General features: G+C 40.3%; 14 protein-coding genes. 12 read left to right on the top strand and 2 right to left on the bottom strand.

What is annotated here, in order from left to right; genetic code table 11:
• Positions 1-207: 207 nt before the first annotated feature.
• The gene (locus tag JW841_06565; GenBank protein MBN1960590.1) at positions 208-1,875 is read right to left on the bottom strand and encodes an acyl-CoA dehydrogenase family protein; all 1,668 of its coding nucleotides are present in this window, start codon (positions 1,873-1,875) and stop codon (positions 208-210) included.
• A 338-nt stretch (positions 1,876-2,213) separates the two neighbouring features.
• Here JW841_06565 and JW841_06560 point away from each other — a divergent pair, with 338 nt between their 5' ends.
• Both JW841_06560 and JW841_06555 read left to right on the top strand, forming a co-directional pair.
• Positions 2,214-2,942 (top strand): pyridoxine 5'-phosphate synthase, encoded by a 729-nt coding sequence (locus JW841_06560; protein ID MBN1960589.1) that lies wholly within the window; start codon positions 2,214-2,216, stop codon positions 2,940-2,942.
• A gap of 48 nt (positions 2,943-2,990) precedes the next feature.
• The gene (locus tag JW841_06555; protein MBN1960588.1) at positions 2,991-4,463 is read left to right on the top strand and encodes a tetratricopeptide repeat protein; all 1,473 of its coding nucleotides are present in this window, start codon (positions 2,991-2,993) and stop codon (positions 4,461-4,463) included.
• 22 nt (positions 4,464-4,485) lie between these two features.
• Here JW841_06555 and JW841_06550 read toward each other — a convergent pair whose 3' ends face one another.
• Complete coding sequence (locus JW841_06550; protein MBN1960587.1) at positions 4,486-6,942, bottom strand: PAS domain S-box protein; 2,457 nt, start codon at positions 6,940-6,942, stop codon at positions 4,486-4,488.
• A 225-nt stretch (positions 6,943-7,167) separates the two neighbouring features.
• Here JW841_06550 and JW841_06545 point away from each other — a divergent pair, with 225 nt between their 5' ends.
• The 10 genes from JW841_06545 (at position 7,168) to JW841_06500 (ending at position 20,604) form a co-directional block, all read left to right on the top strand.
• Complete coding sequence (locus JW841_06545) at positions 7,168-9,078, top strand: GHMP kinase (protein MBN1960586.1); 1,911 nt, start codon at positions 7,168-7,170, stop codon at positions 9,076-9,078.
• 98 nt (positions 9,079-9,176) lie between these two features.
• Positions 9,177-10,292, top strand: coding sequence for a hypothetical protein (locus tag JW841_06540; GenBank protein MBN1960585.1), 1,116 nt, complete (start codon positions 9,177-9,179; stop codon positions 10,290-10,292).
• A 55-nt stretch (positions 10,293-10,347) separates the two neighbouring features.
• On the top strand, positions 10,348-10,923 hold the full coding sequence (locus JW841_06535) for an RNA polymerase sigma factor (protein ID MBN1960584.1): 576 nt from the start codon (positions 10,348-10,350) through the stop codon (positions 10,921-10,923).
• A complete protein-coding gene (locus JW841_06530) occupies positions 10,916-12,178 on the top strand; it encodes a FecR domain-containing protein (protein MBN1960583.1) in 1,263 nt (420 codons plus the stop codon). Before JW841_06535 ends, JW841_06530 begins: the two co-directional genes overlap by 8 nt.
• A complete protein-coding gene (locus JW841_06525; GenBank protein MBN1960582.1) occupies positions 12,175-12,816 on the top strand; it encodes a hypothetical protein in 642 nt (213 codons plus the stop codon). Before JW841_06530 ends, JW841_06525 begins: the two co-directional genes overlap by 4 nt.
• A 519-nt stretch (positions 12,817-13,335) precedes the next feature.
• Entirely contained in the window at positions 13,336-14,208 is an 873-nt protein-coding gene (locus JW841_06520) for a TonB-dependent receptor plug domain-containing protein (protein ID MBN1960581.1), read from the top strand.
• Between the two features lie 532 nt (positions 14,209-14,740).
• Positions 14,741-16,147 carry a hypothetical protein gene (locus tag JW841_06515; protein ID MBN1960580.1) on the top strand — a complete coding sequence of 469 codons (1,407 nt, stop codon included), beginning with the start codon at positions 14,741-14,743 and terminating at the stop codon, positions 16,145-16,147.
• Between the two features lie 331 nt (positions 16,148-16,478).
• Positions 16,479-18,398, top strand: a complete 1,920-nt coding sequence (locus JW841_06510) for a chitobiase/beta-hexosaminidase C-terminal domain-containing protein (GenBank protein ID MBN1960579.1) — start codon at positions 16,479-16,481, stop codon at positions 18,396-18,398.
• Between the two features lie 93 nt (positions 18,399-18,491).
• A complete protein-coding gene (locus JW841_06505) occupies positions 18,492-20,081 on the top strand; it encodes a hypothetical protein (protein ID MBN1960578.1) in 1,590 nt (529 codons plus the stop codon).
• Positions 20,056-20,604: a LamG domain-containing protein gene (locus JW841_06500; GenBank protein ID MBN1960577.1), complete on the top strand. Its 549-nt coding sequence runs from the start codon at positions 20,056-20,058 to the stop codon at positions 20,602-20,604. The genes JW841_06505 and JW841_06500 overlap by 26 nt, the downstream gene beginning before the upstream one ends.
• Positions 20,605-20,909 lie beyond the last annotated feature (305 nt).

Raw genomic sequence — 20,909 nt, 5'->3', positions numbered from 1 at the left:
TCGAATGCTTTAAAAATATACTAATGATGCCGCCTTAATTAGGGGGTGTCCCTAAATGTTGGACCGAGAAATTCACGAAAGACGCGTAAACGATGGCCACGCGCGCAGCAAAATCATGCTGAGGCTTGCTTGTGGCAAGTCGCAGGCAGGATTTCTGCGAGCACGTGGACATAAGTAGCGGATTTCGTGAAGATCGACGGGAGACATTTAGGGACACCCCCTATTTTTAGATTGTCCAAACGATGACTCGACGGCGCATAGCTCGTGCGCGATCGTATCGAGATCGGCCATCATCCCACTATAAGCGGCATTAATTTCAGAAAGTCGTAAATTTCGCTCAAGCAAAGTTGTATCTTCTTGTGCGTCACAGCCTCTAACCCATTTAATACCTTCATTGACAACTTTTGCTGCTGCTTCGCGAGCATAAACACGCGCCATAGCTTTATGTGTATTAGCTGTAGGTTTTGGACCACGTGCTGCTCCGGCTGCTGCTCTTGCTAAAGTTGCGGCAGTCTCGGCCTGCATGCATAATTCACCAAGTCTAAAAAGCACATGTTGATGGCGAGTGAGTCGTTTTTCACGAGCTCGGTCAAAAAGCGCATGTAAAGAACGTATACCTAATGCAGCAATATTTGCTCCAACATCTGGTGTTTGAGCATGTAGACTATCAAGGCTGTTAGCTAAATCACGATAGAAACCGCCTTGTGATTGTAAAAACAGGCGCCAACGGTCACGAGCGATAGTCCACTGCATAATCTCGCTAGTACCTTCATAAATAGTAGTAATTCTAACATCACGACGGATCTTCTCGACCTCATATTCGCGAATGTAACCATAACCACCGTGAGCTTGAATAGCGGCATCGGCAGCATCAACACCGGCTTCACTGGCACATAGTTTTGCAATAGCCCCTTCGGTTTGCAGATCTTCTTCGCCAGAATCAAGTCGAGTTGCTACGTACTCTATATAAGCCCGAGCTGCTGCCAATCTAATTGCATTAGGAACAATAAGTTTATGAGTATAGGCCTGCTTCTCTGCTAATAGGCTACCACCTTGGCGTCGCTCACGTGAGTACCCAATCATGCGGGCCAATGCCGCTTCACCGCCGCCAAGACCAAAAGCAGCCACCATTAGCCGGGTATAACCAAACACTTGTTGTGCCTGAGCTAATCCGCGACCTTCAATACCACCAATTACGTTTTCTTCGGGAACTTCAACATCGTCGAGGGTAAGAGCGCAGGTATTGGACATCCGAATACCATGTTTATCCTCGGGTTTGCCCGCGCTTAAACCGGGAGTACCTTTTTCTACAATAAAAAAAGTTGGACCAGCCTCGGTGTTTGCTAAAATTGTATAAATGTCTGCAACACCACCATTGGTAATAAATTGTTTGTTACCCGAGATACGATAATACTTCTTGCCATCACGCTCGAAACGTTCAGCTTTTGCTTTTAAGGCACCCAGATCTGAACCAGCACTAGGTTCAGTAACGCCATAGGCAACAAGTAAGCCCTCCTCGGCGACTTTAGTCATCCATTTTTGTTTTTGTTCTGGTGTCGCACCAACAGCTATAGGATCAAGACCCAAGGAAATAGCAAAAAACGCTGTAGCTAAACCAAGATCAACACGCGCCATTGCCTCGCTAACACGAGAAGTATCATAAGCCCCAGCGTCAAGACCGCCGAATTCCTCAGGAATATAAATTAAATGTAGTCCAACTTCAGGGCCCATTAGTTGCTTAATTATATCGATAGGAAATTCATGGCTATCATCTGTGGCTAGTCGCCAAGACAGTGATACCGATCTGGCCGCAAATTGCGAAATGCTCCTTAATACTTGCTCAAGGGAATCAGAGTCGAGACCGCGTTGGGCCATTGCACCGCTCTCCATAGCACCACCCCCCGTTAGCGCCGTTATCTGTGACGAGTTTTACACAATGAGGGCAGGCGATATGCGACACAACCAAGGGACGTCAAGCCATTTTCCCAATAATTTCACGGCTCACTGCGTCTAAGTTATGCTAGCCCCACTGTCGAAAAATTAACCACCATCTGTTAAAGTAAGTCTTTTACAGAGTTTCTCCTTCTGACACAAGGCATTAAATATAAAAAACGATTGATCGTCTGTGTTTGGTCACAGATCTCTGTTAGTAATGTCACAGGTCTGTTATTGACACAAAGTAATTACTAACCATCAACCTCTTGGATGGCAATATGGCTAAGCTAAGCGTCAACGTCAACAAAATTGCTACACTACGAAATGCTCGTGGTGGACAAGAACCAAACCTTATTCATTTTGTTCGTAAAATTGTAAAGTTAGGTGCTGATGGCATAACCGTGCACCCTCGCGCCGATCAGAGGCATATCACTCCTGACGATGCTCGCATGGTAGTACGTGAAGTGAAAGCTGCTGAGACTAATTTTGAAGGTGATATTCGCGAAGAATTTGTTGCTCTGGTACTTGAATGTCATCCAACTCAGTGCACATTAGTGCCAGTAAAACCTGGTGAATTAACTAGCAATCATGGGTGGGAGGTAAAAAAATGGGCGTTTTTACTTGAACCCGTAATAAAACGTTTAAAAACAGAAGGTATTCGCGTTAGTTTATTTGTTGAAGCAGGAGATGAGCAAAGCGTAAAAGTAGCAGGTGAAATTGGTGCTGATCGCATCGAAATATATACTGAACCTTACGCTCGCGCCTTCAATTTAGGCCATGTTGAACCAGAATTAGGTGCTGTAATTCTAAGTGCCCAACAAGCACACAAGGTAGGTTTAGGAGTCAATGCTGGGCACGATTTAACCCACGAAAACCTACCCTTGCTCGTGCAAGAGATGGAAAACCTTGAAGAAGTATCAATCGGCCATCATCTTATCTGTCATGCATTAGAGGTTGGAATAGAACAAGCCGTAAAAGACTACATCGCTGCCGCTCAGGTAATTTAAAAGTTTTTCTCATTTTTTGAAGTCAAGCTATAGCGTTATTGTGCGATAATGATAGAATATCAAAGTTGTATGTCGTTTGTTTACTTGCGCATATGCTGGATATGGCCATTATTCGTAATAGCGTTGTCGGCTTGTGCTCCCAGCATCCAACATGCTGGTGGTGGTGGTAGCGACAGCTTAATTGCTAGTGGCCAATACAAGGCTGCCGAACAGCAGTATAATCAAGAAATCAAAAAAAATCCGCAGTCACAATCAGCCTTAATAGGTTTAGCCTTAGCTTTAATTGGTTTAGAAAATCTAAACGAAGCTGAAAAAAATATTGCAAAAGCCAAAGCAATTGGTGAAAGCAACGAATTGACTTATGCAATTGCTTTATTGCTTACACGTCAGGGGCATGGCGATAAAGCGATACCTTTTTGCCAATCATTACTTAGAGACATGCCAGATGCAGCAGTATCGCATTTATGCCTTGGGATGGCACTAAGACAAGCCGGACAATATAATGAAGCAATATCATCGTTAAATACTGCCCTATCAATTGAGCCTTTGCTGATTGATGCAACTATTGAATTAGCACTGGCAAAAGATGCAAATGAACAGCGTATAGCAGCAATTAATGTACTTAAACGTGCGATAAGACATAATGCTGCTGAGATAAGCCAACAAAATTTGGCCCAACTGCAAGTTAACCTTGGCAAATTATATGAAAAAAGCCGACGCTATACTGAAGCTAATTATATGTTTGACAAAGCTCGTCTCTATGATGCTACCAACATTGAAGCGATTGCAGGAAGTGGGCGTACGTTACGATTACTTGGTCGTCTTGATGATGCTTTAAGTATTCTCAAACCTGCAGTCAGACAATATAAGCAAGATGCACGCGTGCACGCTGAACTCGCAACAGTATATCGAGATTATCATCTAATGCCGCAGGCACTAGCAGAAGCAAAGCAAGCATTAAAATTAGATACGACAAGTAGCGAATGTTACCAACTATTAGTTTCGACTTTAGACCCAGCTAATGATTCCGATAGTGAAAATTTACGTCTTCTTGATCAAGCAGCCGCGATACTTACCGATGATTTCGAACTTCAAAACCGTTTAGGCGAGGCTTCCATTAAACGCAAACGCTGGAAAACTGCAATTGAGGCGTTTCGCCGTGCAATAATGATCAAACCGACTGATGCACAAACGAACTATGGACTTGGCCTAGCTCAGTTAAATGGTGGTGATATTGCTGGGGCAAAAAATGCGGTAGTCGCACTTGAACAACTTGATGCCCAAAAAGCAAAAGAACTATTAGAAAAAATTAATACTATTGCACCAGAACCCAAAACTGCAGATAACGCTTTTGTTGATGTACTAAATCCTAATAATAATGTAATTGCAGAAAAGACAAAAGATAACGCATCTACTAAAAAGAAAGCTAAAAAAAGATTAAAATCAAAAAAGAAAGCTAAAAAGAAAAACTCAAGAACAAACAAGGCCAAAAGCAAAAATCGCAAGCGACCTCGACGTTAGAGCAGTTTCCTCTTGAACTGCTCTAAACAATGTTACGGCTTTTAGAAGCTAACAATAATTCATTAGTTATTTTTTTAAAATTTTTAGTATCAAAAGGCTTTTCTAAACGTAAATTACCAACCTTCGATAAATACTCAGAAGCGCCTGGGGTAAAAGCACCACCGGTAATAAAAACTACCTGCTCAGCTAGTTTATTATGATGCTTTGTTAGCCAAGAATGTAACTCCATGCCTGACATTTCTGGCATCATTAAATCACAAAAAATTAAATCAAAGTTTTGATCTTTTTCGATTAAATCTTTTGCTTCAAGACCTGATTCGACAGATATAATATTATGCTCATGTCTTAGCATCTTATTAATAGATGACCTAATACTTGCTTCATCATCAATAATAAGAATACGGCCTCGTATTGATGATTTTTCTGAGTCATCATAAATTTCGTTTGTTTCTATATTTTTGTCCCAATCTTCAGGTAGGCGTGGCAAGATAATTAAAAATTTTGTGCCTTTACCTAATTCACTTGTGAAAGAAATCGTACCGCCGAATTCTTCAATTATATTTTTGCATATGGAGAGACCTAGTCCAGTACCTACTCCAATACCTTTGGTGCTAAAAAATGGGTCAAAAATCTTCTTTTGATTTTCTGGTGCTATTCCTTTACCGGTATCACTCACTTCAGCAAATACCTTGTCATCAATACTCCAAGTACGTACGCGAACCTCATTTTGTGAAACATGACCTTCATCGATTGAATGAGCTGCATTAATTAGTAAATTTAAAAACACTTGTGCCAATTTTCCATCAGAAGCTAACACTAACGGCACTTGTGAAAAATCTTTAACGAACCTAGCGCGATATTTGATTTCATTAAATCCCATCGCTGCGGCATGTTCTATACAAGTTTGAATATTTACTGGAGCCAACCTATTATGTTCAACACGTGAAAAAGTACCAAGACTACGTGATATGTTTTTTATTCGATAAGCTCCAGAGAGAGCGTCACGCAAACGATCACTTACATCATCAAATAACATACGGTCAAAAACACGCTGGGTATCCCCTAATATTTCTAATATATCCTCCTGGCCGACCTGAGCTAATAATGCTGCATGACAACGCTGAGTAAATTCAGAAAGTTTTGGTATATCCTCTACTAAACTTTCAATATTATATAATACGTATGAAAGTGGATTATTAATTTCATGTGCCACACCTGCGGCTAACATCCCCATGCTAGATAAACGATCAGATTGAGCCAGACGAGTTTGTAATTGCTGTCGTTCGGTTTCAGCAAGTTTACGTTCGGTGATGTCACGAAATACACATACGCGACCCAAAAGCTTGCCTTCATCATTCATCATCGGCGAGCAATAGCAATCAAAAACTCGACCATCATTTGAATAAAATTCATTTTGGCTTCTGCTATCTTCAAGTACATTGTGGTTATTTAATTTATCCAAAAATGTATCAGGATCACGAATTTGGGTGCGTATGTAATTAAGAATTGCCCCTTCATGTCCTACTGCTAGCACCTCTTGCGGTATCCCCCACATGTCGACAAACCTACGATTGTGCCACAAAATACGTCCTTGAACGTCTATATTAATAATACCATCCAGGGATGCTTGATTTTGTGATTCAAGCAGCATCTTTTGATAATTTAAAGTCTCTTCTACTTTTTTACGCGCTGTTACATCCTGCCCAACTGATAGTAAACCGGTAATATAACCATTTGAATCTTTTAAAGTTTTATCATACCACTCAATATAAAGCTCACGACCATCACGTGTGACAATGCAATCAATATTACCTTGAGTTGGCGAATCAGCGATAGCACGTTGAAATAATTCGCGTGTGTATTCTCGAACTTTTTGTGGCAAAAAAACATCAAACCAATCCCGACCTATAACTTCTTTTAAACTCCACCCTGATAATTTCTCTAAATATGGATTAAAGGTAACAATTTTACCAAATGGACTGAGAACTAACACAATAGCTTGAGCGGTTTGCACTATGCTTTCAGCAAACGCCTTTTCTTCTTTTTGCAGATTTAAGAGATAGCTAATTTCGGTTTCAGCTGATTTCAATTTAGTAATATCTAATATTGAAATAAGAAAATAAGCAGGCCCACTATTAATATCTTGAATTAAAAAAATATTAACTTCAGCCCAAAATATATTGCCTGAATTGGTTTTAAAACGTGATTCAAACACCAAGTTTGTCTGAGTGTTGTTTAATTGTTGCTGTTTTTCAGTAATGAGAATGGAGTCGTCAGCATATGCAAAAGATGCTATTACCTTTCCTTTAATGTCTGAAATCGAATATTCAAGCATAGATATCATTTTATAATTTGCTTCAATACAGATACCTTCAGAGTTGCAAAGAGCTAGGCCTATAGGGGAATTTGCGAAAGCAAAACGAAATTGCTCATCTAAATTAGCAGTTGCAAACTGCTTTGTTGATTGAGACTGGTTCATATGTAGCTGTCTATAAGCGGCGTTTTTGCCTTAAAATACAAGCACCAATCTCGCTGCGCTACTAACATCTTGATGCTATTAAATAACTAATGATAATGACAACAATTGTGGCATAAAGAAAACAAAGTCAGTATCTAAAAAGCTTATACTCGATTTTAGCCAAAATTACCAAAAAAGTTATTTTTAGTGTGTCATTCAAATTGTAGACTGAAAGCGTGAAAATTAATGAAAATCTTTGTTCCAGGTCGTATTTGTCTTTTTGGGGAACATACTGATTGGGCTGGTGGATATCGTCGCATAAATGGCGATTTAGAAATGGGATTCGCTCTAATTTCTGGAACAAATCAAGGCCTATATTCTGAAGTAACACCTCACCCATCTAGACTCATTTTTAGAACATCTCTAAATGATGAAGTTTTAGATTTGCCCATGGATAGAGAAAAACTCCTTGCCGCCGCGCAAAACGGCGGTATGTTTAGCTATATAGCTGGAGTTGCTTATCAAATACTAACCCATTATCGCGTATATGGTTTAGAAATTAATAATTACCATACTGATCTTCCAGTGAAAAAGGGGTTATCTTCTAGTGCTGCCACCTGCGTCCTTGTAGCTCGTGCTTTTAATCGAATATACGATTTAAAAATGACAATACGCGGCGAGATGGAATTTGGTTACTTGGGTGAGATCACTACTCCATCTCGTTGTGGTCGATTAGATCAAGGTTGTGCTTATGGCACCCGCCCAGTAATAATGACTTTTGATGGTGATCGCATTGAAGTTGATGAAATACCAATTGGTGATAATTTTTACTTTGTCATTGTAGATCTTTGCGCAGGCAAAGACACTCGCGAAATTCTTAGCAAATTAAATAAATGTTATCCTTTCGCTGATAATGAACTACAGCGTGGTGTACAAAAATATTTAGGCGTTATCAGTACAGATATTACCAAACAAGCAGTGAAAGCTATTGAAACTGGAGACGCCAATACTCTTGGTAAATTAATGACTAAATCGCAGGCAGAATTTGATACGTACTGCCAACCCGCATGCCCGTCGCAACTCACGGCGCCGGTATTGCATAAATTGCTAACTTACCCGGCATTGCAACCCTATATTCTCGGGGGCAAAGGGGTAGGTTCACAGGGAGACGGCACTGCACAATTACTGGTTAAAAATGAAGACACTCAAAATAAAGTAATTGAAATTATTGAATCTGAGCTGCAGATGAAATGCCTTAAGCTTATACTCTCTTGTGCAAAAAAAGTACGAAAGGCAGTAATTCCTGCGGCTGGATTTGGCACTAGACTATTTCCAGCCACTAAAACCATGAAAAAAGAAATGTTTCCAATAATTGACAAACACGGCATAGCCAAGCCGGTTATTCAATTAATAGTTGAAGAAGCGCTAGCTGCTGATATTGAAAAAATATGCATTATAGTACAAAAAGGTGACCAGCAATTATTTGAAGACTATTTTCACACACCACCAGTAATAGAACATTATGCAAAGTTATCAAAAGAAGCTAAGGAATTATCTGATTATATACTTAATATCGGACATAAAATTACTTTTATTGAACAAGAAACTCAAAATGGTTTTGGTGACGCTGTATACTGCACTCGTGAATGGGTAGGTAATGAGCCTTTCTTGTTAATGCTCGGTGACCATTTATATGCCTCAAATACTGATACGGCCTGCGCCCGCCAATTGCTTGAGGTTTATGAAAAATACGGACAAAGCGTTGTAGGATTACATACTACACCCGCAGAATTAATTCATCATTTTGGAACAGTAGTTGGCACTTGGCTAGATCCGCCATCAACAATGACAATATCTGAGTTTGCCGAAAAACCTAACATTGAATATGCCACTCAGTATTTACGCATGGCAGGACTACCAGAAGATCAATATTGCACTATTTTTGGACAATATGTTTTATCAGCACAAATTTTCAACTATTTAGAAGAGCATATAGCAAACAACATTAGGGAAAAAGGCGAATTTCAACTTACTTCTTGCCTTGATAGGCTACGCCGAGAAGATGGAGTTATTGGTTACATGGTACAAGGACAGCGATTTGACATTGGTGTACCACAGGCGTACTTGCAATCATTGCAGAAATTAGCCACACTTTAGCATTGAATTCATTTAAAATACCGCCGCGGAGAAATGGAGTTATTTATCTTTAATGTAATTTAATCACTTTTCGAGATAGCCCTTGGTGTAGGTCTGTTGTGAAGAATAAAGCATCCTACAAACAATATATCCACCAATTATTACAAATTTTGGTGGTTATTTTTACTCTCATCGTAGGTGCTGGTGATCTCTTAGCTCTACAGACACCACCTGTGCTTTTAATCGAATATACCCCTCTAGAACAAAGTCTAAATAAAACAATATTAAATAAATATTTGTCTGTTTACTTAAATGATATCCCCCACCAAATTGTAAAAACAAAATTTATCGACAATATCGACGAACAGCGCCAGGTAGCATTAAGACTAGCAAAACAACATAGTTCAACTTATGTCGCCTGGTGGTCAAGTCTTGCTGTGGATATTGGTGTTAGATTTTCTGCCTGTGTAATGGTGGTAAATCAAATTGATGCTAAACCCTTAGCCGTAGAAGTAAACTTTAATAGCAATCAGATTAATGATTCGCGGATTTATCGTTTAGCTGCAATTAAGTTACGCAGTGCCTTGCGTACCGCGATGATGCTTCATCAAGAAGATGCCAATCATATTGAACAAAATGCACAAAAAACCTTGCCGACTTTACCGCTTGCTTTGGCTAATGAAAACGACGCGCATGAAAAAAATGCTCAACCAGCAAAAGGTGTTGGCATTGAATTAATAGCCATGGGTAGCACCTTAACTCTTTCTAAAACGGTAATACCATCTTTTGGGGGATTAATATTTTGGGCTCAAGGATCATGGTTAGCAGGTATTAGCGGTACCCAAAGCCTGCGACATCATGAAATAACCCAAACTGGTGCAGGTAATACTGCAGTTACACGATTTGCTGCGCTTGGGCGCTATTATTTTGCACAACGAATCGCTGGCGGTATGTTTTCATTTTTTACCGATCTTGAAAGTGGGGTACTTTATTTTCGTACCGATACCAAATTGCACGCAGGTGAAACTATGCCCCGTCATCTTTCAACACTTCTTCCATTTATATCCGTGGGTGTCGGAGGAGTACTTCATACTACATCTCATTTTGATATTCTGCTACACCTCGGAGCTGATGTGCTCAGAAAAAACCTGAGAATTCTAGTACTTAAACAACCTGTATATCAGTCTGGATGGGTGCAACCTAACCTTGCGATCGCAATCGCAACACGGTTTTAGTCAAATGACCTCAAGCTCCGTCAAATCAACAAAGAGGTGTAATCGTGTCTCAGACTTGAGTAAAGAGGTAATTAAACGAGCGACCCAAGGAGATCGTTCAGCTCAAAAACTGGTGTTATATGAGTGCTCTGATTTGGTTCGTGGCTTTTTATTTAGACTCGTGGGCTCAATGGCAGATCTCGATGACCTGCAACAAACGGTCTATCTACGATTACTTATTGGTCTTAAACATCTGCGCCAAGAAGCTGCGCTTTCTAGCTGGGTGGGTAGCATATGTGTGAATGTTGTAAGAGATTTTTGGCGACAAAGAAAAACACGCGGATTTGTAAGCAGTGAGGATTATATGCAAGAGAAAGTAGTTGATCCTCAAAATTTGCAACAACGCTTAGAAGCTCGCGAAGCTCTTGCTAAATGCCATCGTGTACTTGGAAAACTTTCTGTTAATCATCGTATTGCTTTTGTATTACGGGCAATGGGACACTGTGTTGACGATATCGCCACGATGATGAACGCAGGCCGTTCAACAACGCGCTTGCGACTCTATTGGGCGCGTAAAGCTTTTGCTCGAGGTATGACTGAAGAAGTTAATGCTTGTGTTTCATATGGGGAGGAGGTGAATAATAATGATTGATAGATGCAAAATTATACGCGAAGAATTAGTGCAACTAACTTTAGAAGGCTCACCTGATGCATCTCTTGCGGTAGCGTCAGCTCAACATTTACAAGATTGCAAAAGCTGTCATTCATACAAAATTTTAGTACAAACTGCTCTTTATGAACTTAGGCAAACCTTACCACCAATACTTAATGATAATGAGCAGCAACGACTTTTATCTTCTACCATTGCCCGATTATCTATAGCCACACCCAAACGCCGCATAATGCTTAGGCCAGTTCTCGGTTTGGCCTTGGCTACACTTATTTGCGCTGTAATTGGCATTGCTTTCATGAAGCGGTTTGAAAATCATGGCAATAAAATTATTGCTGGCCAAGTTGCAATTGATAACGTATCGTTACTTAAAGACGGTGATTTGTTCATTGATGAAGTTCTGCTGTTCGCCAAAAGCGATGCGATGTTGCAACTTAGAGACAAGTCACAGATACAACTAAATACAGGCACCAAAGTTTATATTAATAATAAATTAAACACAAAAATCGTTCTTCATAAAGGCTCTATTAATCTACAGGTCAAGCCACAGCCACAAAACGCACCATTACTCGTAGCAACTGCTGAGGCAAAAATACGTGTAATCGGTACTCGCTTTACCGTAAAGCGCAATGATATTGCTACAACAACAGTGGTTACAGTACAGCAAGGACAAATCGAAGTCACTGAGATCGCTACTGGTCAAAATAGTATTCTTGGTTCAGGTAAAGCCCAACGGATCAAAGCTAATTCTTTAAGTATGAAGTCTTCGGTTACAAACAATGCTATAGGCGCCACATCATCTACCAATAAAGCTATAGTCAAATCGACGAAATCAGATAAAACGTTAGCACCCAAAACTCCAAGTATAGCTGAAATACGCACACGTATTAAGGCACGCCGTATCAAAGAGGCGCGTATACTTATTCGCCGTGCCCGTAATAATACTCGATATAATAAGCATTGGCTCGCCGAACTGGCGATTGTTGAAGCCGAGGCAGAACTTGCTGACGGACATCCGGCTATTGCCATTGAAAGTTATTTAACCGTCACCCGCACTTACCCGGGCACAACTCAAGCCGAAGATGCTTTTTATGCTGCAGCACAGCTTGCCATTGATCATTCGCCTAACAAACAGCGTGGATTAAAATTACTTAAAAAATATATTACCAATTATCCACAAGGTCGTTTTCACAACGATGCTGTGCAATTATTGCGTGCATTAGAGGCGAGAAAGTGACCAGTAATCTCTATATAATTATAATCGCAATATTTTTTACAGCTATAACTAATAGTGGCTGTGGCTATCGTAACATTGAAGCCTATCCAGAATCTGCTTGTATTTATTTAGAAGCTGAAGATGCCCAAATAGTAACCCCGATGCAAATTGGCGATGATGTAAATGCCTCTGGAGGTAACTATGTGTTTACTAACGAAGAGAATGCGGGCTTATTTAGTTTTACTTTTTTTGCTCCTTATTCAGGCCAGTATGTCATCGATGCTCGCATACGCACCCAACCTGTATTACCCTACTGTACTAACAGTGGCGCCTGTAATTCGTTTTTTGTAACAATTGATGATGGCGCAACAACCGGCAACGAACCAACCGTTTATCATGCTGGTCAGTTATCTGAATTTTCTTGGCAAGCTGTAAATGTAACCAATATTAGCACTGAAGAGACCTGCAGCGATACCTGTAGTGATCGTGAACCAACAATATGGAGTCTTTTAAAAGGAGAACATAGTCTCACATTCAGTGGTCGTGAGGCATACACTTATTTAGATAGTATTTTAATACGCTACTGTGTGCCTGGCAGTTGCAATTCTATTGGACATGAACAATGCTTGACACAGATAGGTAAATCCCGACTTCCATGAGAAGGCCCCCCGTTGTCAAGCCCGAATCCAGCGAAGCCTCGGCCAGCACAGCTCCCAGGGTGGTGGGTCGGGACGGCGGCCTGTGTAGCTGCGGCTGAGCGATGGGACATACTGGCATAGCTTGTCGATCTCCACCGCTGCAGCGACGATTTTCTTTTCAGGTCATGGCCGCCTAACCGAGCGCGACGAAGAGCTTAGGAAGCTTCGCCATGAGAACAAAACGCTAAAAATGGAGCGTGAGATACTCAAGAAAGCTACAACTTTTTTCGCGAAATTGCATCGGTAAGGTACACCGCTTGATGCATCAATTGATAAATAGGTACCCAACTAACTTGCTCTGCCGTTTTTTGCGGCTATCGCGCTCAGGCTATTACCAATGGCTTGATGACGGTATGCAACAAAAACGACAGCAACAAGATGAGCTTTTATTGGTGCAAATACGCAATATTTATATGGCGCATAATTGTAAATATGGAAGCCCTCGCATTTATCGAGAGTTGCGTAAATTGGGCATTTCTTGTGCAGCAAACAACGAATTTGGAAGCGCCTTCATCGGTAACGGTTTTTACGCGCAAAGATATTATGCGTCTTGGTGTTCGTACTATAGAGCGATTGCTTAACTTTGTTCCTGGGTTTCAGGGTACAACTGACAATGGTAATGGAGTGTTTCGCATATCGGTACGTGGTCGCAATACAACTGAACATGATTATGTCTTAGTGTTGATTGATGGGCAACGGCTTAACGACATGTTTACTGGTGGCGCTATTAATCCCATCGCTATCGAGAATGTTGAGCAGGTTGAAATCATTCGTGGACCAGGTTCTGCTCTATATGGTGCTAATGCCTTTTTAGGAGTTATTGATATAAAGACCAATCGCAAGCGTAACAATTCAATGGTAGCCAGTGGTGATCTCAACAATCGTTATGTTGCTATCAACCTTGCCAATAAACTTGATGCTTTAAAAGTAGCTGCCTTTGTCAAGCACTACCGCGACGATGGCTATGCACAAAAGTTTTTAGATTATGCTCAAGGTACAATGACATTTTTCCACACTAAGATCGACAATCTCATACAGCCACCACAAAACAATCTACCCTATCGCAATAGTGGTGAATCGATTATCCAGGATCTCGAGTTTGAGCTGCGTACCAGAGAAATAAATGGTTTTAGCCTGCTTGCATCTTATACCCATCTTATGCCACGCGAAAAAGAAAAGACATCGCTGATTGTACCGTACGACTATGGTGCGGTTGCTTTGTCTTATTCGTGGAAAATGTTGCTGGTTAGCATTAACGCTATTATGCGAGGTGCTTCAAAGATAGGTGGGTTTATCGCCACTAATATTGAAAGCCAAAGTTTCTTGGTCTACGATCAACCTGATGTAACTTAAAAATATGTGCTAATTCCTTCTTCTATGAAAAGAGATATCCAGAGAACACTTGTGCACCACGCTCGATAATGCCAATGGCACCGAACGTCATCCTCGCAAACCAACACGGCCAAATCTAGCATAGCACAACCCCTATTTGAGGTCTGATACTCACCCTCGAACCTGTTTTGTCGTAAGAAACATGCTCTTGTGCCGTAACGTGATCCTGTTGGCTATGAGTTGGCACCAGTGCTGAGTTATGACATAGACTTTTGCGCTTTCTTCGGGTTGTAACTCTCCTTGTTTTTCCACTATCCAATGAAATGACAGAGCAGACTTTATCAGGACCAAGTGCTCCTTCAATAACAGAAGATCCACATTAGAAAACAGAAGACCCAACTTTATCAAAAGAAAATACGTAAAAATATTCATCAAATAAATATCAACTTACATTTTTTGAACATTTTATCCCTTAACTGGAACTAACGGGCATGCAGTTAAGAATTCGATTTGAATTCTTATTAGGTGATGTCTAACTATGCGAGAATTCAAAATGAATTTTTCCTTAATAGTAGCACCCAGTAGTGTAATACTTGTCGTTATATTCAGTCTAGGGTGCGGCAATGTAGGACAAGTCAGTACTTCTGATACACCTCAATCAGACCCAAATATAGAAGAAAAACCATACGAAGAATATGAGCCGCATGACACTCAGATACAAAACATTAAGACAATACCTATCGGCAACACGGCAACATTAACTATCACCGAACCAAGTGTCGAGCCCTATGTAGATAATATATATACACAGCGGTTTGAGCAGTTCGGCTTTGACACCTTTGAAAATGAAAAACTGCACACATTGCGCACCAAGTATAAGCTTGATGAAGTAATTCAATCCGGCGCTACAGAATTTGAAAGGCAAATACTACTTATGGAGTGGGTGTTTCATCAAATTAAATTATACGGGGCACCTGAACCAGAATATCCTAAAGAAGTGCCTACAGGGGCTTTATTTATTCTTGAGCGGTTGGCGAATGGTGATCGAGCCAATTGTAGTCAAGCTGTGCAGATTTTGGTGTCAGCCGCAGCTTCGTTGGGTTGGATTTGTCGCCATGTGGCCTTAAAGCGGCCCAGTGTTTTTAGCTTAGGTTATTATACTAAAGCTACTGCACAGCATAGCGTTACTGAATTATGGTCTAATCAATATGGCAAGTGGATCATGTTAGATCCAATGCAGGATGTCTATGTAACTAATTTAAAGGGTATGCCACTAAATGCTTATGAGATTCGCCAGGATTTCTTTGCTACCAATGGCGCCAATCTGATTATTTATGAACATCGAAAAAAATATCTCAACGATCAACTGCCAAGAATACAAAAGGCGCTTGAAGTTGGGGCAGCGGCAATAGCAGCACTAGTACCTCCAGATAAATATCGAGAATTTCAAGATACTCTAGATTTTCCAGAAGACCTAAAAGACCCCAACAAGAAATATTATAAAAAAGATGGTTACCCGGCGGAGGAATTCGCTAATAATTGCTATCTTCCCAATACTAATTTTATGAATGAGCTGCCGCAATATGGATGGAGCATTATCACTAGATGTACTCAAAATATCTGCTCAGCTTCAGATGACACCACCGAATGGCTTTCTGGAGCATCATCATTAATAATTCCTACCGAAGACCCAGCAAAAGACCCCTACTTTGCTATGCAACAAGTACAAGTTACCGCTGAGATACAAGACGCAGCAACAATCACCTTAAGTTTTAAAACATTCACTCCTAATTTAAAAACCTATCAGATCCGCATAGATGGTGGTGAATGGTTTGAATATAATAAGGAGTCTTATCTCTGGCAGCTTGATTCAGTAGAAACATATCTTGAAGTGAGATCGATTAATAAATTTGGTATTGCCGGGGCTATCTCGAAATTTGAGATAGCAACCAAGGAGTAAGCAAATGAAACAGTATAATAAATGTTATTTACTTAATCCATTTGTAATACTGAATAGAATTTTAAAAATAAATCGAAAAAACGCTATTCCCGTACAAGCGGGAATCCATAACAAAAAGCAAAAACAGTACATTATAGATTCCCGCTTTCGCGGGAGCGACGCAGGAAAAGGCTTACAAGTTAGTTCTGTAAGTGGCTCATTTGTATATTATCTAGCATTATTTTCTTTCGCATTTACTATTTTACTATTATCAAGTCAAAAGTGTTTTGCGCAGGAGGACTGGGGCTATTCGCACATAGATCCTATTCCAACTACTGTTTATACCCAAGATATGGATATACAGATCCCACAGTTAGAAAATAGACAAATTATAGAACAATACGGAGTTACCTGGACGTTTGATAAACCAATGCCGGTTGGTAAATTTATCAATGGCGACTGGTATGTGGTAGGCCAGGCAACTATTATAGATATTGATCCTCCACCGTTGTTCGGCCAGCAGGTTGTAGATGCAGGTTGGACATTAATTGAATGCCCAAGAGGACCAGGTGGAAAGCGAGAGGGAGAAGGTTATTTAAGTAAATGTCATATTAATGAAGTAATAGATTGGCCGAATCAGTGGGCTCGCAATGGCTCGATGATAAATCCCTGTTGCCGTACTGCAGCTTATGACAGCCGTTTAGGCTTCGTAGGAGATTATTATCATCCTGAAAATTTTAAAAAACCGATTATTACATTAAATCCGGGTGATTCGTTGGTTTCTACTAAGAGTCGGCCATTAGAACCAGAATATAATATGGAAGAAAAAAATTATAGTTATTATGTCCGGCCCATTGATACGGCGCCGATACTTACCTGTGTTGCTACTCCGCAACCACCGGATGCTTTTAGGCCATCTTATGCGCCACCACCAGCTAATGACCCTACGAAAAGTCATGTTTATCTAGCTCGTAATCTTAAACGCGAGCTTTTAAGTTCTCTGCCCCTACCTGATAATGCGCCGGATATCGAAGAATGGATCCGTAAATTTCAGCAACCTTGGCTTGATCATATACCATTTGGCAAGGAAGCGCCGTATGATCACATGCCATCTTATGGTCAATGGTTTGTATGGGCTGTTAGTAAAGCGGCGTTAATGCTGCACCTTAATTATCCACAACTGCAAAAAGAACGACTGCTAATAAATTATATTCAAGTAGGTATTGATTTGTGGGGTCTCGTCAACAGTGGCGCGCGTACTGAGTGGCAAGCTATAGGAGGATGCCATAGCGGTCGCAAGTGGCCGATTATTTTTGCCGGTATGATGTTAGAAGATAAAGATATGCAGACGTTGGCGGGGGCGATCTTCAGTGAAGATCAACATTATTATTTTGCTCCTACCTGGAGTGGCGAAAATGTAGCCTTTCAAAGCCATATTACGCAGCTTGAGTCAAGGACAGATACCCGCTACCCCAGCACTTGGACAAGAGATGGGCATGACGCTAATAGTTATGAATATAAACTTTGTTGTACTAATCCATACATGTCAGGCCAAGCACTTGCCGCTCGTATGATGAAAGCAGAACCTTTATGGAATCATGCTTCTTTTTTCGCTTATGCTGACCGTTGGCGCATGGCAGATTTGCAGAGCATAAAAGATACAATAGTAAAGTATACCGGTAATTTATTTGCCACCTGGATAACCACGAAAACAACTATAAATGAATTATATAAATTTTCTGACCCATTTGAGAAATACATGTGGGAGACTTACCGCTATAAGCTACCCGGGGGCAATCATCCTATCCCTATTGATACCGCATATGTGGGTATCAGCCCGGTGCCGGATGTATATGCTAGCGATTCATTAGAAATTACTATTGTATGTTCTGAGCCAACTGCAACGATTCGTTATACTTTAGATGATAGTATTCCTGATGAAAACTCAAATTTTTATACCGTCCCTTTTAAAACCACGGCAAAAATAATTACCGCTCGCGCCTTTGACAGTAACGGCAACAAAAGCGCTGTAGCTCAAGCTATCTATGATGGTTACAGCGTGCCGGATTTTCCTGATGATGCAAATACTGGCCCAGCAGTAGATCATCCGAATCAAAATAATATACCAGATAATGAACAAAGTGAATCAGAATCTAATAATAAAAAGAAAAGCTTTATGAGTGCTCAATCTGGTTGTCAGGCTGCGGCTAGTGGGTATTTATTTTCATTAATAGTGGTGCTTGCAATATTAATTCGTCAATTATTTAAATAATTTGGTTAAAAAAAGATACTGTATGGAAAGGGCAACGTATACTAAAAAGAGTAAGCAAATAATAATAAACTCAGTTAATATCGAGGTAATGATATGGTCTACTGGCTTTCAAAGATTTGTGTTTTTTGCTCGTTATTCTGTGCAGCTTGCAATGAGCCTCTCAACATTGTTTCTGAACCGAATAATGATACCAGCAGCCAAAACGTAAATAATAATAACAGTAGCAATAATAATAATAATAATAATCAAAATACTGAGCCGTCAGGCAATAACAATACCTCAGGCGGTGATGATAAACCAGATAACCATGACCCGGTATTTTATCCAGCTGGTATATATGTTGGGGGCCACGAGACTAATACTGAGTTTGATAGCATTACTGATGAATGCCTAGAAATCATTCGCAGCAAGAAATATCTTTTACACAGTCGTTCATATGGCCAAAATCTTCTTAATGGTATTTTTGAATTAGCATTGCTCGATCATGACAGGTACTACATATCTAAAAAACAATATAACCTGCGTGATGGCAGTGAAATTCCTTACATTTCTTCTACTTCTTCTGATCCTAATGTTCCTCCAGAAAATGCATTTGCCATAAGCAACATTGTTCTCAACCTTTGTGAGTTGCCAAGACCGAAAACCATCCCTGAGTTTGAGAGTACTGTCAGGGATTATTATTATGACGATATAGATGTTGCCATGCTTGAGATGCGAGCCGATGGGGATAATTACGACTATTATGATGAGTTATATATTGCCTATACAGAAATGCTTGATGGTTTAAGAGCTGATTTCAATTATATTCATTTTATTTATTTTGCCTGCAATATTTACTGTGGCGATTATGGTGGACATGAAGATACTACAACTGCCAACGCCTTTAATACCATGCTTTTTGCAGATTATGATGGGATGGTACCTATCTTTGATTACACCGACGTTATCTCTACTAGAGAACGCAGTCTGATTACTAATGAACTATGCCTCAAGACCGAGCAAGGGTGGAATTATCCAGATTGTGAATGTGTATTTGAAGGCACAAATTTACGCACTTGTTGTCAAGAATATAACGAAACGACTGGCAGGCATCCACATACCAGTGAAGCTGAGCTGCGCTTTGGTAAAAGTCTTTATGTGCTCTGGGCTAAGTTATTCTGCAGTCAAGCTGAATGCTTAGGTGATAAAGAATGTAATTGGTGTAATGGTGAGACCTGCAATAATGGCAAATGTGTAGCAGGCCCTATACCTTGCCCGTCTGATGACCTCGATTGTACGCTAGACTGTAATGCACAAACTCAACAATGCCCATATTTGCCAATGAACCAGCTATGCAACGATAGCAACCCCTGTACAGATGACGTCTGCATTGCAGCTTCAGGCGGAGGCTGTGAGAACATTCCAAATGACGCCAATACATGCAGCGTTGCTGGTGAGTGTGGCAAATCCTCTCATTGCAACTCTGGTGTTTGTATCGCTACAGCTGATGCGTCACTTTGTCCTAATCTCGCTAATTGTGAAACTATTGCGTGTGACGATAAATCATATATGTGTTGGTATGATAAATGTTCTATGGATGAGGCACTGCAAGTTTGGTTACCAATAAGTGCAGGTAATATTAATGACGCCACAGGTAATATCGATAATGTGGTAGACTCTGGCACTGAACCGGTCGTGCACTGAACCGGTCGTTGATAGGCTAAACAACCAAGAAGGTGCATTATTCTTTGATGGCCAGGATTACTTAGATCTAGGAGAGAATGACTTTGCAATCTCTGAAACCAATGAGCTGACAATTGCAATTTGGGTGAAAACACATGCTGATGGTGGTTTCATTATACGCAAAGGCCATTATATACATCCTTTTTCTATACAATTAACTGCTGATAGTCGTATTTATGCTGGTATTAGGCTTGATAAGCCAGAATATCTAACCTCGACAACTTCATTAACCCATAACCAATGGTACCATGTAGCCATGACATATCGTAATGGGACGATGACTATCTATATTAATGGTCAACCGGATGTATCAGTAGATAACCTACTGGGAACTCCCGCAGTTACATCAGATATCACCCGAGTAGCTACGATGCCTGTCACTTCACCGCAAGCTGCAGATTACTTCATAGGGGAAATGGATGACGTGAGGATCTATAACCGAGCACTTTCAGCATCAGATATAAGTGATTTATATAATAATTAAGCGTCTAGTAATTACAAGTATAGTGTTCTTGTGGGTCGAGTAGGACTTATCGAACCACACCGATGGGCAAACCTTCATGAGTCCATAGGTTGTCAAAGGGGACAAGAGATCTTAATCAACCCAAATAAATGATTTCTTACCGAAGGTCGAAATTACAAGGGAGTGGGTTGAAATAACAAATGCATCAGTATTAAAAAAAAATGCATTAGTATAAATTAATGCGTCAGTATAAGTAACAACCACCGCCTTAAGGCCTTAGCATTGATCAAGTTTTTTCTTTAAAGCAAGTCGACTAATTGCAATAG

This window comes from Deltaproteobacteria bacterium (assembly GCA_016931625.1).
Taxonomy (GTDB): Bacteria; Myxococcota; XYA12-FULL-58-9; order XYA12-FULL-58-9; family JAFGEK01; genus JAFGEK01.
The sequence above is the reverse complement of the archived record's forward strand: the minus strand, read 5'-3'. Positions and strand labels throughout refer to the sequence as shown.

Coding starts and splice junctions, on each gene's coding strand:
- JW841_06565 (MBN1960590.1), bottom strand. CDS start 1,875: ATGGCCCAACGCGGTCTCGACTCTGATTCCCTTGAGCAAGTATTAAGG.
- JW841_06515 (MBN1960580.1), top strand. CDS start 14,741: ATGAATTTTTCCTTAATAGTAGCACCCAGTAGTGTAATACTTGTCGTT.
- JW841_06505 (MBN1960578.1), top strand. CDS start 18,492: ATGGTCTACTGGCTTTCAAAGATTTGTGTTTTTTGCTCGTTATTCTGT.
- JW841_06560 (MBN1960589.1), top strand. CDS start 2,214: ATGGCTAAGCTAAGCGTCAACGTCAACAAAATTGCTACACTACGAAAT.
- JW841_06510 (MBN1960579.1), top strand. CDS start 16,479: ATGGATATACAGATCCCACAGTTAGAAAATAGACAAATTATAGAACAA.
- JW841_06545 (MBN1960586.1), top strand. CDS start 7,168: ATGAAAATCTTTGTTCCAGGTCGTATTTGTCTTTTTGGGGAACATACT.
- JW841_06555 (MBN1960588.1), top strand. CDS start 2,991: ATGATAGAATATCAAAGTTGTATGTCGTTTGTTTACTTGCGCATATGC.
- JW841_06530 (MBN1960583.1), top strand. CDS start 10,916: ATGATTGATAGATGCAAAATTATACGCGAAGAATTAGTGCAACTAACT.
- JW841_06550 (MBN1960587.1), bottom strand. CDS start 6,942: ATGAACCAGTCTCAATCAACAAAGCAGTTTGCAACTGCTAATTTAGAT.